13 protein-coding genes are annotated in these 14,489 nt (G+C 61.6%); 4 read left to right on the forward strand and 9 right to left on the reverse strand.

The window, feature by feature from the left end; all coding sequences use genetic code 11:
- Positions 1-2 precede the first annotated feature (2 nt).
- The 3 genes from cobN to U9R80_RS13550 are packed head-to-tail and all read left to right on the forward strand — an operon-like array spanning position 3 to position 5,426.
- Positions 3-3,764 (forward strand): cobaltochelatase subunit CobN, encoded by a 3,762-nt coding sequence (gene cobN / locus U9R80_RS13540; protein ID WP_301837807.1) that lies wholly within the window; start codon positions 3-5, stop codon positions 3,762-3,764.
- Between the two features lies 1 nt (position 3,765).
- Positions 3,766-4,764: an ATP-binding protein gene (locus tag U9R80_RS13545; protein ID WP_301837805.1), complete on the forward strand. Its 999-nt coding sequence runs from the start codon at positions 3,766-3,768 to the stop codon at positions 4,762-4,764.
- Between the two features lie 47 nt (positions 4,765-4,811).
- Complete coding sequence (locus U9R80_RS13550) at positions 4,812-5,426, forward strand: vWA domain-containing protein (protein WP_301838000.1); 615 nt, start codon at positions 4,812-4,814, stop codon at positions 5,424-5,426.
- Positions 5,427-5,525: 99 nt separating this feature from the next.
- On the opposite strand, the gene U9R80_RS13555 is transcribed toward U9R80_RS13550, so the two are convergent.
- On the reverse strand, positions 5,526-5,792 hold the full coding sequence (locus U9R80_RS13555) for a hypothetical protein (RefSeq protein ID WP_028945133.1): 267 nt from the start codon (positions 5,790-5,792) through the stop codon (positions 5,526-5,528).
- Positions 5,793-6,111: 319 nt separating this feature from the next.
- Here U9R80_RS13555 and U9R80_RS13560 point away from each other — a divergent pair, with 319 nt between their 5' ends.
- Positions 6,112-7,437, forward strand: a complete 1,326-nt coding sequence (locus U9R80_RS13560; protein ID WP_301837802.1) for a sigma-54 dependent transcriptional regulator — start codon at positions 6,112-6,114, stop codon at positions 7,435-7,437.
- Positions 7,438-7,531: 94 nt separating this feature from the next.
- Here U9R80_RS13560 and U9R80_RS13565 read toward each other — a convergent pair whose 3' ends face one another.
- From U9R80_RS13565 to pnuC, 8 genes are all read right to left on the reverse strand, one after another.
- Positions 7,532-8,812: a transporter gene (locus tag U9R80_RS13565; protein ID WP_301837801.1), complete on the reverse strand. Its 1,281-nt coding sequence runs from the start codon at positions 8,810-8,812 to the stop codon at positions 7,532-7,534.
- A 45-nt stretch (positions 8,813-8,857) separates the two neighbouring features.
- Positions 8,858-9,646, reverse strand: coding sequence for a hypothetical protein (locus U9R80_RS13570; RefSeq protein ID WP_301837800.1), 789 nt, complete (start codon positions 9,644-9,646; stop codon positions 8,858-8,860).
- 33 nt (positions 9,647-9,679) lie between these two features.
- A complete protein-coding gene (locus tag U9R80_RS13575; RefSeq protein ID WP_301837798.1) occupies positions 9,680-10,363 on the reverse strand; it encodes a C39 family peptidase in 684 nt (227 codons plus the stop codon).
- 64 nt (positions 10,364-10,427) lie between these two features.
- The gene (locus U9R80_RS13580) at positions 10,428-11,750 is read right to left on the reverse strand and encodes a heme utilization protein (RefSeq protein ID WP_301837797.1); all 1,323 of its coding nucleotides are present in this window, start codon (positions 11,748-11,750) and stop codon (positions 10,428-10,430) included.
- 53 nt (positions 11,751-11,803) lie between these two features.
- A complete protein-coding gene (locus U9R80_RS13585; protein ID WP_301837796.1) occupies positions 11,804-12,376 on the reverse strand; it encodes an adhesin in 573 nt (190 codons plus the stop codon).
- Position 12,377: 1 nt separating this feature from the next.
- A complete protein-coding gene (locus U9R80_RS13590) occupies positions 12,378-12,815 on the reverse strand; it encodes a hypothetical protein (RefSeq protein ID WP_301837795.1) in 438 nt (145 codons plus the stop codon).
- A gap of 325 nt (positions 12,816-13,140) precedes the next feature.
- Entirely contained in the window at positions 13,141-13,665 is a 525-nt protein-coding gene (locus tag U9R80_RS13595; RefSeq protein WP_301837794.1) for an AAA family ATPase, read from the reverse strand.
- On the reverse strand, positions 13,662-14,228 hold the full coding sequence (gene pnuC / locus U9R80_RS13600) for a nicotinamide riboside transporter PnuC (RefSeq protein WP_301837793.1): 567 nt from the start codon (positions 14,226-14,228) through the stop codon (positions 13,662-13,664). Before pnuC ends, U9R80_RS13595 begins: the two co-directional genes overlap by 4 nt.
- Positions 14,229-14,489 lie beyond the last annotated feature (261 nt).

Consider the following 14,489-nt stretch of genomic DNA (forward strand, 5'->3'; position numbering starts at 1 on the left):
TCATGCACCTGCTGCGGACCCAGCCCGGCGGCTTCGTGCCGGACGACAGCATTGCCGACCTGGGCCAGACCCCGGCTGAGCTTGTCATTCTCTGCAGCGGTGATTCGCACCTGGCATTGCTGGCCGAAACCGCCCAGCAATTGCCCGCGGATTTTCCCAGCCTGCGTTTGGCCAACCCCATGCAGGTGCAGAACCATGCCTCCGTCGACTTGTATGTGGACGAGGTGTTGCGCCATGCCAAGGTCATTCTGGTGTCGCTGCATGGGGGTGTCGGTTATTGGCGCTATGGCGTGGAGCAGTTGCTGGAGCTGGCTGCCCGAGGCGTGCAACTGATACTGGTGCCGGGCGATGACCGCCCGGACCCGGAACTCGGCAGCCTGAGCACGGTGAGCGCCGCGCAGGCCGATCGGCTCTGGCAGTACCTGCGCCAGGGTGGCAAGGCCAATGCCTTGAACCTGTTCAATTGCCTGGCCAACCTCTGGCTGCAGCGCGATTACCCCTGGAGCGAGCCGCAGCAACTGCCGCGCACGGCGGTGTACCACCCGCACAAGGCCGCCGCGCAGTTGCAGGACTGGTACGCCGATTGGCAGCAGATGCAGCCGGTGGTGCCGGTGCTGTTCTACCGTTCGCACCTGCAGGCCGCCAATACCGCGTTTATCGACACCTTTTGCGAACGCTTGCAACTGGCCGGGCTCAACCCCTTGCCGATTGCCGTGGCCAGCCTCAAGGAAGCCGGTTGCCTGGCCCAGGTCGAAGATTGGCTGGATGAAGTCGATGCAGCGTTGATCATCAACACCACAGGGTTTGCCCAGTCCAGCCCCGAGCAGCCGCACCTGCGGCCGTTTCGCCGCGACATTCCGGTGTTGCAGGCCATCTGCGCCCAGGACAACGCACCGGGCTGGGAGGCCAGCGAGCAAGGGCTGGGGGCCAGGGACCTGGCGATGCACATCGTGCTGCCGGAGCTGGACGGGCGGATCATTACCCGGCCGATCAGCTTCAAGGACCTGGCCTGGCGCAGCGAGCGCAGCCAGTCGGACGTGGTCTGCTACCGCCCCCATGCCGAGCGCATGGACTTTGTGGCCGAGCTCGCGCGGCGCTGGTGTGCACTGGCGCAGTTGCCCAACCCGGATAAACGCGTGGCCCTGATCCTGGCCAACTATCCGACCCGCGACGGGCGCATCGGCAATGGAGTGGGCCTGGACACGCCAGCCGCCGCGCTGAATATCCTGCGTGCCCTGAAAGACCAGGGCTATCCGCTTGGCGCGCTGCCCGACAGCGGGACGGCGCTGATTCAGGCGCTGCTCGGCGGTGTGAGCAACGACCTGGACAGCATCGACCAGCGCCCCTGCCTGCAAAGCATGGCGATGGACGACTACCTGGCAGCCTTCGCCCAATTGCCCCAGGCCAACCAGGACGCCGTGCGCGAACGCTGGGGCGAACCCCGGCAGGACCCGATGTTCCGCAATGGCCGGATGATGGTCGCCGGCCTGCGCTTTGACCTGACCTTCGTCGGCATTCAGCCGGCCCGGGGGTACCAGCTGGACCAGAGCGCGGTGTACCACGACCCCGACCTGGTGCCGCCCCATGGCTACCTGGCGTTCTATTTCTGGTTGCGCCACGGCTATGGCGCCGATGCGCTGATCCATGTCGGCAAGCACGGCAACCTGGAGTGGCTGCCGGGCAAGGGCGTGGGCCTGTCGGCCAGTTGCTGGCCGGATGCCTTGCTCGGGCCCATGCCCAATATCTATCCCTTTATCGTCAACGACCCGGGCGAGGGCGCCCAGGCCAAGCGCCGTACCCAGGCGGTCATCATCGACCACCTGATGCCGCCGCTGACCCGCGCCGAAACCTACGGCCCGCTGCGCCACCTGGAGGCGCTGGCCGACGAGTACTACGAAGCCCAGTTACTGGACCCGCGCCGCGCCCGTGAACTGCAGCGCGATATTCTCGAACTGGTGCGCGACAACCACATCGACCGTGAGCTGCAGCTCGAAGGTGCGCTGGACGACGCAGCGGTCTGGTTGCCACGGCTGGACACCTACCTGTGTGACCTGAAGGAATCCCAGATACGCGATGGCCTGCATGTGTTTGGCGAGTCGCCCACCGGGCGCTTGCGCACGGACACGTTGCTGGCCTTGTTGCGGGTGGCCCGCGGTGATGGACGAGGGGCCAATGCCAGCCTGCTGCGGGCGCTGGCCAAGGCCCTGGCGTTGGGGTTCGATCCGCTGGATTGCGACCTCGGTCAACCCTGGAACGGGCCGCGCCCGGCGCTGCTGCAAGGCGTGGACGGCGGCCTGTGGCGAACGGCCGGGGATACCCGCGAGCGCCTGGAGTTGCTGGCCGGGCGGTTGATCAGCGAGCGCCTGGCAGGTGATGCGCAGGTTCCGCCCGACGATCAATGGAGCGAAGTGCGCGCCGTGTTGCAGGCGCTGGCTGACGAGGTCGCGCCGCAACTCGATGCCTGCGGCCCGGCTGAACTGCATGGCCTGCTCGCTGCCTTGCAGGGCCGCTTTGTGCCTGCCGGCCCCAGCGGCGCCCCCAGTAGGGGCCGTCTGGAAGTGCTGCCCACCGGGCGCAACTTCTATACCGTCGATGTGCGCAACCTGCCAACCACCACGGCCTGGCGTATTGGCTTTGCCTCGGCCAACCTGATTCTGGAGCGCCACCTGCAAGACCACGGCGATCATTTGCGCCAACTGGGGCTGTCGGTATGGGGGACGGCGACCATGCGCACCGGCGGTGATGACATCGCCCAGGCCATGGCCTTGCTCGGGGTGCGCCCGGTGTGGGCCAGTGGCAGTCAGCGGGTCGATGACTTCGAGATTTTGCCGTTGAGCCTGCTCGACCGACCGCGAGTGGACGTGACGCTACGGGTGTCGGGGTTCTTCCGCGATGCCTTCGGCAACCTGATCGACCTGTTCGATGCCGCCGTTCGGGCGGTCGCGGCGCTGGACGAGCCGGATGACCTCAATCCGCTGGCCGCCAGGGTGCGCACTGAGCGTGCCGAGTTGCTGGCCCAGGGCGTGGAGGCCGAGCAGGCCGCACGCCAGGCGGGTTGGCGCATCTTCGGCGCCAAACCGGGGGCTTATGGTGCGGGCGTGCATAACGCCATCGACGGGCGTCTGTGGCAAGGCCGCGAAGACCTGGCCGAGGTCTATCTCAATCATGGGGGCTATGCCTATGGCGCAGCCGACGACGGCACCCCGGCGCGTGCCGACTTTGCCCGGCGTCTGGGCCAGGTGCAGGCGGTGATCCAGAACCAGGACAACCACGAGCATGACCTGCTCGACTCCAACGATTACTACCAGTTCCAGGGCGGCATGTTGGCTGCCGTGGAAAGCCTGGGCGGGGCGCCGGTCGCCAGCTATCACGGCGACCACAGCCAGCCGGACCGTCCGCGTATCCGTACCCTGAAAGAAGAACTCAACCGGGTGATACGTGCCCGTGCGCTCAATCCCAAGTGGATCGACGGGGTCAAGCGCCACGGCTACAAAGGGGCGTTCGAGCTGGCGGCCACGGTCGACAACCTGTTCGCCTTCGATGCCACCACGCACCTGATCGACGACCACCATTATCAGTCGCTGGCCGATGCCTACGTGCTCGACACCCCGACCCGCGACTTTATCCGCCAGCACAACCCCGAGGCCCTGCGCGATATCACCGAACGCCTGCTCGAAGCGCAACAACGTGGCTTGTGGCAGGAACCGGGTACCTACCGCGAGGCGCTGGAAGAGCAACTGCTCGATGGCGAAGAAGAGACTTGAGATGACTGAACCTGCACATTTCCCGCTGTCTGCCGTGGTCGGCGCCGATGAGCTGAAACTGGCCCTGTGCCTGACCGCCATCGACCCGAAGATCGGCGGCGTGCTGATCGAAGGCCCGCGTGGCATGGCCAAGAGCACCCTGGCCCGGGGGCTTGCCGACCTGCTGGGTGATGGCCCGTTCGTGACCCTGCCGCTGGGTGCCAGCGAAGAGCGGTTGGTGGGTACCCTGGACCTGGACGCGGCGCTGGGGCAGGGCAAGGCGCAGTTCTCGCCGGGCGTGCTGGCCAAGGCCGACGGTGGTGTGCTCTACGTGGATGAGGTCAATCTGTTGGCCGACCACCTGGTGGACCTGCTGCTGGATGTGGCGGCCAGTGGCACCAACCGGGTCGAGCGCGACGGTATTTCCCACCGTCACAGCGCCCGCTTTGTATTGATCGGCACCATGAACCCGGAAGAGGGCGAGTTGCGCCCGCAGTTGCTCGATCGCTTTGGTCTCAACGTGGCCCTCGATGGGCAACCGGCGCCTGAAGCACGTGGGCAGATCATTCGTCGGCGTCTGGACTTTGATGCCGACCCCGACACCTTCTGCGCCCAGTGGGCGCCTGCCCAGGCGCAGTTGCGCGAGCGTTGCCAGCAGGCGCGTGAGCGACTGGCGCAGATTCCGCTGGATGATCAGGCCCTGGCACAGATCACCGAGCGCTGCTTTGGCGCCGGTGTCGATGGCTTGCGTGCTGACCTGGTCTGGTTGCGTGCGGCCAGGGCCCATGCCGCCTGGCGCGGTGCCTTGAGCATTGAGGCAGAGGATATTGATGCGGTGGCCGAGTTCGCCTTGCGGCACCGTCGTCGTGAACGTGCCGAGCAGCAGGCGCCTGCGCCCGATCCCCAGGGCGGCCAGTCGCTCTGTGCTCAACAAGGCCAGGGTGCCTGGGGTGACATGCCGCCCCAGGCCGCGCCCACCGGCGCGCGACGCGAGGTGCCGAACTGGGCAAAAAAGCCCTGAGCATCCGTCGCCCGCGTTCGGCGGATGCCAAACCCCGCCCTGGCAGCATCAAGCAAGGTTCCAGAGGGGCTGCCCGCACCGCCACCCAGGGTACGGTCGCCTGGCCCGCCACCTTGCTCAAGGGGCGGCCGCGTCAACGCCTCGACCTGTGCTGGCAGCAACGCAGGGCCAGTGCTCATGAACTCTGGCTGGTGATTGTCGACGCCTCGGCCTCCACCCGCCGCCACCAGGCCCTGAGCCAGGCCAAGGGCCTGCTTGCCGGGTTCTTCGATCAGGCGTACCGGCAGCGGGCGCGCTTGACCTTGCTCACCGCCAGCGGCAACACCCCGACCTGGCAGCGCCATGGCCTCAAGGCATCCGCGGCATTGCAGCCCTGGCTGGAAAACCTCGGTGCCGGCGGCGGCACGCCGTTGCTGGCTGCCCTGGAGCAGGCGCGCAATTGGCTGCTGGCCCGGCAACGCCAGTTTCCGGCCGAGCAACAACGCTGCCTGGTGCTGACCGACGGCCGGCTCAAGGCCTGGGACCCCGTGGCGCCACTGCCGTGTCCAAGTTTGCTGGTGGATATGGAACGCGCGGCGGTACGCCTGGGACGTGCGCGTTTATTGGCGCAGCAATTAAACGCCGACTACCAGTCGATAGACAGTTTCAAAGTGATGGAATAATAAAGGCACGTACGGGTCCGTACGTGAAAACAGTGCGGCGAAGTGTCGCACTATAAAGAACGGGCAACTAGAAAGTTGCCCGATGTGTGTGCTGCGAAGTTACTTCGGCATTGACCAGGGTTGCAGGTCGTAGCCTTTTTCGCTCAGTTCGGCACGCACTTCTTCGATCAGGTGCGCCAGTTGCGCAGGGTCCGTATAGGTGCTGCTTGGCACCTGTTTGCTGCCGATACGGGTGCTGGTCCGGTCGATCACTGCGAGGCTCAGTTCGCCAGTACCGTTAGGCGAATCCCAGGCTACACACTGGAAGGGCTCGAAGGCGTGGTCGGCAATCAGCAGTGCTTCGTTGACACGGAGCGGGGCATTCATGGGTTCGGTCTCTCTGTGGGCCCAAACAAAAAATAAAAGTACCGCGCGCTGTGCGGCGGTGGGTTACTTGTACTGATGCACGCAGTACAGGGTCGAGTCACATACTTATTTGTAATTTTTTGGGATTCGGCAAAAAAGTTGTAACAGGTGCCGAGTCTGACGTTGAAAGTTGTGAAAAATTCCCCGCAGTCAATTTTACGTCCCTGCTTTGCAGACAGACGGTAGTGGGCGTCTGACGCATCGTTGCTACTGTTACAAACGGGCCTGCCAACGTGCTGTTTCTATTTAAAATTCCAACATTTGGCGCCAAGGAAAGGTCATGCTCGAACCTTCGTCCAACCGCCGCTTGCTGATCGTCGATCCCTGCGATGATTGTCACCGTTTGTTACCCGGGCTGCGTAATGTCGGCTGGGACGTCTCCAGCTGTACATTGTCCGCCGCCCAGGAATATCCCTGCGATGTCGGTTTGTTGCGTTTGCAGGCCTCGCACCTGCAGCACCCCGATGCCGTGAAAGACCTGATCAGCCGCAGCAACACCGAATGGATTGCCGTGCTCAGCCCTGACGAGTTGCGCACGCAGAACGTCGGCGATTTTGTATGCGAGTGGTTTTTCGACTTTCACACCTTGCCGTTCGACGTCTCCCGGGTGCAGGTCACCATTGGCCGGGCCTTCGGCATGGCGCGCCTGCGCGGCAAAGGCAATGTCCATGTCGATGGCACCGAGCACGAATTGCTCGGGGACAGCCGACCGATCCGCGAACTGCGCAAGTTGCTCAGCAAACTGGCACCCACCGAATCGCCGGTGCTGATTCGCGGGGAGAGCGGTACCGGCAAGGAACTGGTGGCGCGCACGCTGCATCGCCAATCCCAGCGCCGCGACAAGCCTTTCGTGCCGATCAACTGCGGCGCCATACCGGAACACCTGATCCAGTCGGAACTGTTCGGTCATGAGAAAGGCGCGTTTACCGGTGCTCACCAGCGCAAGATCGGACGTATCGAAGCCGCCCATGGCGGCACCTTGTTTCTCGATGAAATCGGCGACCTGCCGCTGGAACTGCAAGCCAACCTGCTACGGTTCCTGCAGGAAAAACACATCGAACGCGTTGGCGGCAGCCAGCCGATCGACGTCGATGTGCGCGTGCTGGCGGCGACCCACGTCGACCTTGAAAAGGCCATCGAGAGTGGGCGTTTTCGCGAAGACCTGTATTACCGGCTCAATGTGCTGCAAGTGGTCACCGCGCCCCTGCGTGACCGGCATGGCGATCTGTCGATGCTGGCCAGCCATTTTTCCCATTTCTACAGCCTGGAAACCGGGCGGCGTCCGCGCAGTTTCAGCGAGGACGCCCTGGTGGCGATGGGTAAGCACGACTGGCCGGGCAATGTACGCGAACTGGCCAACCGGGTCAGGCGTGGTCTGGTCCTGGCCGAAGGGCGGCAGATCGAGGCCCAGGACCTGGGGTTGGCGCCCCAGCACGCGTTCGCAGCCAGTATGGGTACCCTCGAAGACTACAAGCACCGGGCCGAACGCCAGGCCTTGTGCGATGTACTCAATCGGCACAGCGACAACTTGAGTATCGCGGCCAAGGTGCTGGGGATTTCCCGGCCGACCTTTTATAGGCTGCTGCACAAGCATCAGATTCGTTGAGTGGTGATAGTGCTACTTAAGCATCGCGGGGCAAGCCCGCTCCTACCGAGAAATGAAAAGCCCGCCGAAGCGGGCTTTTTTGTGAGCGCGAGGCTCAGAAGTAGTATGGGAATTTCAAGCTAAAGGAAAAGTCCGGCGAGTCGTCGGTAAGGCCGATTGAAAGGTTCGGCACGATGGTCAGGTTGTCGGTGGCGGCCAGGGTCATGCCTATGTTGAAGTTGGCCGCGTTATAGTCGCTGCTGGGGACTGATTGCCAGTCGCCGCCATCGGGCTTGATCTTGCTCTTGCTGGAGAACTGGTCGGTGAACGAGAACGACATACTCATTTTCTCGTTCAAGGCGAACGCGATACCGGCACCAATCTGCCAGGAGTCGCCGAGTTTCACGTCGCCCGGGACTTTGGTGTTGATGGTGGGGCTGATGTCGCTGAACGAATCCTCCATGTTGTAGGTGTAGGAAAGGCTGCCGAAGAGCACGGCGGGGTCGAAGGTCTTGACCAGCGAGATCCCCGGTGTGATCGCCCAAACGCCGTTGCCGGTCGGAAGGTCTTCAGGTACCGAGAGGTTGTCGTTGGTCGGGTCGTTGACCAGTTTGATGCCGTAGGGGTCGTCCCCGGTGGGTGCCTTGACGCGCAAGGTGACCACTGCATCGGGCAGGTTCTCCGACTCGTCGAGGAACTTGTAGGCAACCCCTACGTTGACATCGCCGATGGTAGGGTCGCGCTTGACCGTTGCGTCGGAAGACACCGGGCCGGCACCGCCTGCGCCGCCTGAGGAGTAGGTGGACTCGCGGTAGATCACTGGGACGTTGATATCGAACTGCCAGCGCTGATCAAGGTTGTAGCGTGCGGTCAGGTCCAGGGTCCAGTTGTCGGCCTTAATACGGTCGAGGTTGATGTTGCCAAGGAAGATCGAGTCCAGGGCCAGGAAGCCGTTGAGCACCAGGGCACGGGTATCGTAGTGGGTGTAGGTCAGGCCGGTCTCGACGCTGAACTTGCCGCCACCGAAGAAGCCGCTGGCCTCGTCATAGAGGTTGGACACGCTTTGTGCCGGTTCCGAGTCTTCCTTGAGCGATTGGCCGTACGAGCTGCCGGTGGTTCCCGGCGCACCCGCGGCCACCGCCTGGCCGCCCCGGGAAGGTTCGGCGGGAGACTTGGTCAGGCGTTTGGGCTGCGGTGTGGCGGGTGTTTCTTCGACCTGGCGAACGCGCTGTTCAAGCACCATCAGCGCGTTCTGTTGTGCTTCGTAACGCTGTTTCAACTCCATGAGTTCTTGTTTTAGTGCCTCGACCTGGGGGTCGGGAGCTGCGTAGAGCAATGTCGCTGGAGTCAGGCTACTTAAACAGACGATAGCTCTGAAGGTTAACGATCGGTGCATGGGTTAGCCGTCCCTTCTAACTGCATTGATGAGACAGAGCGTAGATCAGAATCCAGGAGTGCGAAGTCCTTTGAGCTGGTCCAGGCTGCCACTGAGCGCGCCGGCTGTCGGCACGTTCTCACGCAGCACGACATTGAGGGAGGTGAGGTTGATGACCCGGTTGCCAGCGCCGAGCAGGGTGGTGTTTTGCATCAGCCCACCTTGGGCAAGCCGTTGCACGGTGCTGCCCTGGTTGTTGTTGGCGACAATGTTCATTTGCACACCCGTACCACTCGAGGAAACGCTCAGCGAACCTGCTCCGTTTGAAATGACCGCCGGTGTATCTGCGGCCAATGCAGTGCCCTGCGTCTGGACGGCCGGTGCTTCATTGGCCTTGGTGACGTTGATATCAACGTTGTTGTAGGCGGTGTTGAAGTCGCCGGCAGCCCGTACAACCTGGGTGACGCCTTCAGTGGAGCTCAGCCCAGCGCCACCGGTGACAGTGCCGGTGCCGGGGCTGGGGGAGGTGACTGTGCTGGTGCTGTTACTGGCGCTGGCGGTTTGTGGTTGCGCTGCGGCCGTGGCTTTTTCCTCGAACGTCGACACATAGAACTGTGGCTTGAACATCGATTGCTGGACTTGTAGTGAGGCTGTCGCCCCGATCAGTTCACCCTGGGCGTTTTGCCAGGCGCTGGACATGACCACGCCAAAGCTGATGATCCGTCCAGGCATTACATAGCGGCCCCGCAGGTTCGCCAGTTCATGGTCTTTCAATTCGATGGGTTTGAGCATCTGTGCCTCACTTGGGAGGCTGGCAGCCATGCACAGCACGGCGACCCAGATAGAAGTCTTCATGGGATACTCCCGGAGCCTCATGCTCCCTTGTCATTAGAAGAAGTCGCTTTGGATGAATCCGAAATCCATCAACTCTGCGTCTTGCACCGGGGTAAAGGCGTTGACACGGGTCTTGGCAGTCAGTGGTATCGGCGGGTCGAGCAAGGCATTGGTCTTGTCGTAACCCTTGCCGATGACGGCAAAAATGATCCCGTTCCAGCCTTTGACAAAATCCTCGATTTTGTAGCGTTTGTGGCCTAGCACCGGATCGCCGATGTACACCCAGTCTTTGTCGACTTTCTGCATGACAACAAAGTGCTTGTAGCCACGGATGTCCAGCAGGACCACGGTGGGGATGCGGATATTGTGCAAGGCATCCGCTTCCACCCGGTAACCACGGGCACGCATGCCCAGGCTTTCTACGTACTTTTTCATGTCGAGCATGGAAAAGCCCTGGACGCGCACCAGATCCTGATCGGCATGTGCAAGCATGCCTTCGATGATCTGGGCTTCATCCACATCCAGCCAATAGGCCTGGCGCAAGATGGTCGCCAACGACGCTGCACCACAACTGAAATCGGTTTTCTGTTGCACCAGGTCGGCAAATTTGCGTTCGCGCACGCTCTGGATGGGCTTGTACACCACCGCGCCACCCGGCAACAGCACGGTTAGTGGCATTTGAGCAGCTTCGCTCTGGCTGGCCAGGCAAAGCAGAAACGCCAAGGCGATGATGCGCATGTTCGGAAGCCTCCCTGGATCTCGTGAAAAAGGCCCCCCGAAGGGGGCCTCCAATCGACAGCGATTACATCGAGGTGTTGGAGATGGCCAGCGAGTTGCTTTGCTGGTTGCCCACACCGGCAGCCACGTTCACGCCCAGGTTGCCGCTGCCGCCATTGACCGAGCCAGCGAGGACTGCGGTGTTGGTGACAGGGTTGGCCCAGCCGGTAGGAGTCAGCACTTGGAACGAAATGCTGTTGCTCAGGTTGTAGGCGCTGACCTCAGCATAGCCTTTCGAGTGCTCGTACTCGGACTCAGATTTCTGGCTGCCCGATTTTTCAAACGAAGATTCAAACTCTTTCTCGAACGAAGAACCGAACGACTTCGAGAACTCGGAGCCGGACGAGGTGTTCCACTTGCCTTTGACCGATGCGTCGAGGTTGGCTTCAAGTGAGCCTTCTACAGAGTTGGTGCGCTCACCGTTGTGGTGACGGCCATAATCCCAGGACACTGTCCGGGACGCTTCGGCATCTACATCCAGGTGGGCTTTGAGCGAAGCATCGAACGAACCACCTGCTTTCTGGCTTTGCATGCCCTCTGCTTCAAAGCCTTGCTTGCCTGAGACTTTGTAGCCGCTGGCACCTTTCGCTTCCCAGCTCGACGATTGACTGTTGCTGCCAGCAGCGGCGGAAGCCTTGCCGTGGAACGAGCTGCCGGTGGCGGTTGTGGTGATAGTGATGGTGTCGATGTTATAGGTACGATCGGCGTTGTTGTTTACCTCCAGGCCTGGGCCGTCCTGCACGGCAGAGGCAGTGGCGTTTGCGTTACCCAGTGGTGCATTGCTGTTGGCAATGGCCATGGTGTTTTTCTGTTGGTTGAGGTCGCCACCGGCGACGTTGATGCCAATATTGCCGCTGCCGCCGCTTGCCGAGCCGCTCATCAGCGCAGAGTTGGTGCTGCCGTAGTTATTGACCTTGTTGTTGTCGCTGTACTGATTGACGCTTGCAGTTGCGTTGGCAGTGCCAAATACGAAGGAATTATCCAGCTCCGCGATGTTGGAACCGGCGTTGGCGATGGCGGCCGCGTTGTCTTGCTGGTTGCCAGCACCTGCTGCCACGTTGACGCCGACGTTGCCGCTGGTGCCTTCTGCCGAATCGGTCATTGCAGCGCCGTTGATGGTGCCTTCGTTGCGAATTTTGTTGTCTTCGCTGTTTTGCTCGTCATAGGCACCGGCATTGGCTGTCACATACACTTTTGTTGGAGGAGGGGTTTGGTGGCCGCCGTGATGATGACCGTTGTTATGGTGATGGTCATTGCCACGACGATCGTTTTGCCCCGCTTGTACAGCTACAGCCATGACCGCAGCAATTGCGAAAACCAGAGGCTTGAGTGCCATCGAAGGTTTCATGGTGGTTCTCCGTACTTTATTTTAGGTTAAGTGTTGTTACGTGCTTGCATGGGTCAATCAGCGACCCGGACGTTCAGGGTGTTTGCCATTCGGTTTCCCACCCCAGCGCTCTGATTCAACTGAATGACCCCACGGCTACCGGTGAAGGCCTGGTCACTGGTAGTGACCTGGCGATAGCCGGGTGCTGAGTCAGTTGGATCGGAGTTGTTGAGCAGCGCCACGTTCTGCTGCATGAGGACGCTGTCATCGATACTTTGTGGTTGACTGCTGATACTGATTCGCAGGGCATTGGCCTGCTGGTTGGCAGCGCCGGCGCTCTGGTTGACGCCCAGGGCGCCACTGCCGTTGCTGAAGGCATCGCCCTGGATGCTGGAGCGGGCATCCATCGAGGAATTGATCCCGGTACGCAGGCGTTGACGGATCTCGGTGGTCGCGTTGGCATTGTGGCCAGTGGCGAAGGCTCGGGCGTTGGCTTGTTGCTGCATGTCACCGGCCGCCTGGTTGACCGTGAGGTTGCCTTGGTATTGCTTACCGGAATTGTCGATCTCGGCGGTATTGGTCACGGGGGATTGGGCTAAGGCCGATGCACTGCAGAGCGAGGCCAAAATCAGCAAGATATGCTTCATCTCACTTGCCTCCGGTCAGGATTTGCAGGGGCGCCAGGCCTTTCTGCACACTGGAGTTGACCATGTTGGCAATGCCGTTTCCGGAGTTGCCGGTACGTCCACCGGCCAGATTCGGCAATTGGGTCTGGTTGGTGATGCTGGTGCCGATGTTGTTGGTTTGCTGATTGATTAGCGCGCTGATGCCGGCACCACTGCTGATGGAGGCAAAGTCACCGTCGCTCAATTCGTTTGTTTGCCGCAGGATTTGCGCTGAGGGGTTGGTATTGACGGTGACCGGGAAGGGATCGGGTGCCAGGGGCGGGCGCATGGCGTTGCGTGGTTGCACATCGCGGGTGATGACGACGATGCCGTTCTCGGCCTGAACCGGCAGGCTGATGCTTGATCCCAATGCGCATCCAGCAAGCAGGAGGTGAAAAATGCCTTTGTCTATTTTTCCCACGATCCAATTCCTTCTTCTGAGGTGCTGGTCCTGTTCAGCGTTGCGAGGAAGAGAGCAGAAGGTGTGCCGCTTTTGATTTATTGTTGAAAATCAACGGATTGGTTTTATTTTTCAAAGGAGTCAAAAAAAGTTGTAACGCTGCCGAGACACAGTGGGCGTGCGCGCAGCGATTTTGCAGGCCCCAGTGCGCTTCAAGGGCCCCGCAGGTCGACTGTTTCAGGTGGTTAACACATTTACCGATAAAGGCGCTGGCCGCTTTAGATCGCGGGTTTGCGCGGTGGCCAGTGTTTCAGAAGTGGACAATTTGTCGCAGGGCGGCGGTGGTTCAGGCCTGGAGCAAGCGGCTGACTGCTGCAAACACCGCACGCTTGCGCTGCTGCCAATTGCCTTGCACCACCTCGAAGGGCTGCTGGTGCATCGACAGCCAGTCATGGGTCGCCTGGAAAAACGCCTGGCGCTCGGTCAGGTGCGGCTGGCAGCGTTGCCCATCGTCGTGCCACGGGATGGACTCGGGGCACAGCAGCACGTGCAGGTCGTAATGGCGCGCCAACAACGCCTCTTCGAGCCACGCCGGGCAATCGCCAAACAGCGTGCGACTCCACAGCATATTGCTCAACAGGTGCGTATCGAGGATCAACAGCGACGGTTGCCTGGCACGGGCGGCATCTTCCCAGGCCAATTGGCCGCGCGCGATTGCCGGTATGTCGGCATAGCAGGTGTCCCGGCGGTGTTCGTCGATGAAGTAGCGTACATATTCGCCGACCTGCTCACCACCGAAATGCGCCTGGATCTCGCCACTGAGCCAGCTTTTGCCGCTGGACTCGGGACCGGTAAGCACCACGACCTTCATGCGCTCACCAACGCAGGATCACGCCGCCATTGCCGCCAGCCCTGCACCGCGATCAGGGTGAACAGGGCATAGAGGGCGGCGGTCAGGTACAAGCCCTTGTACAGGAACAGGCCCACGAAGATCACGTCCAGCACGATCCACAGTGGCCAGCACTGCACGCGCTTGTGCGCCATCCACCATTGCGCGACCAGGCTGAAGCCGGTCAGGGCGGCATCCAGCCAGGGCTGGGCGGCATCGGTCCAGGTGGCCATGGCGGCACCCAGGGCAAGGCTGCCGAGCAAGCCAAGGCCAAGGCCGAAGATCATCGGCTGGGTGTCCAGGTAGGTGACCTGGCGCGCCTGGCGCTTGCTGTCCGGGCGGGTCCACTGCCACCAGCCATACAGTTGCAAGACGGCGTACACCAGTTGCAGGAGCATGTCCGAATACAAGCGTACCTCGAAGAACACCCAGCTGTAGAGCAGCACCATCACCAGGCCGATTGGCCAGCACCAGGGGTTCTGCCTTGTGGTGAGCCACACGGCAATAACGCCGAGCACGGCGGCGAACAGTTCGAGGCCGGACATCGGCGTTCCTTGGCTGTTTGGGAAAGGCGGGGATTGTAACCGTTGCCGCCGCGTTTGCCGACTCGCTGACCTGTTGCAGATATAGCCCCTGCCAGCAGCGTTTGTTTCGGAGGTCTGATAGGATTTCGCCCCCCTCAGGGCAAACCTGGCGGGCGGCTGAACTTTTCGGCCGAGTTTGCGACCAACAGTCGCTGCAGAATGGCCGGGCATTCAAATCGCCATGAGCTTGTGGACACTATAAAGGGGGCATGCCTGGGGGCA

Source organism: Pseudomonas sp. JQ170C (assembly GCF_035581345.1).
Lineage (GTDB): Bacteria > Pseudomonadota > Gammaproteobacteria > Pseudomonadales > Pseudomonadaceae > Aquipseudomonas.

Excerpts from the sequence above, each read along its gene's own strand:
- cobN (WP_301837807.1), top strand. The coding sequence starts at position 3 with ATGCACCTGCTGCGGACCCAGCCCGGCGGCTTCGTGCCGGACGACAGC.
- U9R80_RS13545 (WP_301837805.1), top strand. The coding sequence starts at position 3,766 with ATGACTGAACCTGCACATTTCCCGCTGTCTGCCGTGGTCGGCGCCGAT.
- U9R80_RS13555 (WP_028945133.1), bottom strand. The coding sequence starts at position 5,792 with ATGAATGCCCCGCTCCGTGTCAACGAAGCACTGCTGATTGCCGACCAC.
- U9R80_RS13560 (WP_301837802.1), top strand. The coding sequence starts at position 6,112 with ATGCTCGAACCTTCGTCCAACCGCCGCTTGCTGATCGTCGATCCCTGC.
- U9R80_RS13565 (WP_301837801.1), bottom strand. The coding sequence starts at position 8,812 with ATGCACCGATCGTTAACCTTCAGAGCTATCGTCTGTTTAAGTAGCCTG.
- U9R80_RS13570 (WP_301837800.1), bottom strand. The coding sequence starts at position 9,646 with ATGAAGACTTCTATCTGGGTCGCCGTGCTGTGCATGGCTGCCAGCCTC.
- U9R80_RS13575 (WP_301837798.1), bottom strand. The coding sequence starts at position 10,363 with ATGCGCATCATCGCCTTGGCGTTTCTGCTTTGCCTGGCCAGCCAGAGC.
- U9R80_RS13580 (WP_301837797.1), bottom strand. The coding sequence starts at position 11,750 with ATGAAACCTTCGATGGCACTCAAGCCTCTGGTTTTCGCAATTGCTGCG.
- U9R80_RS13585 (WP_301837796.1), bottom strand. The coding sequence starts at position 12,376 with ATGAAGCATATCTTGCTGATTTTGGCCTCGCTCTGCAGTGCATCGGCC.
- U9R80_RS13595 (WP_301837794.1), bottom strand. The coding sequence starts at position 13,665 with ATGAAGGTCGTGGTGCTTACCGGTCCCGAGTCCAGCGGCAAAAGCTGG.
- pnuC (WP_301837793.1), bottom strand. The coding sequence starts at position 14,228 with ATGTCCGGCCTCGAACTGTTCGCCGCCGTGCTCGGCGTTATTGCCGTG.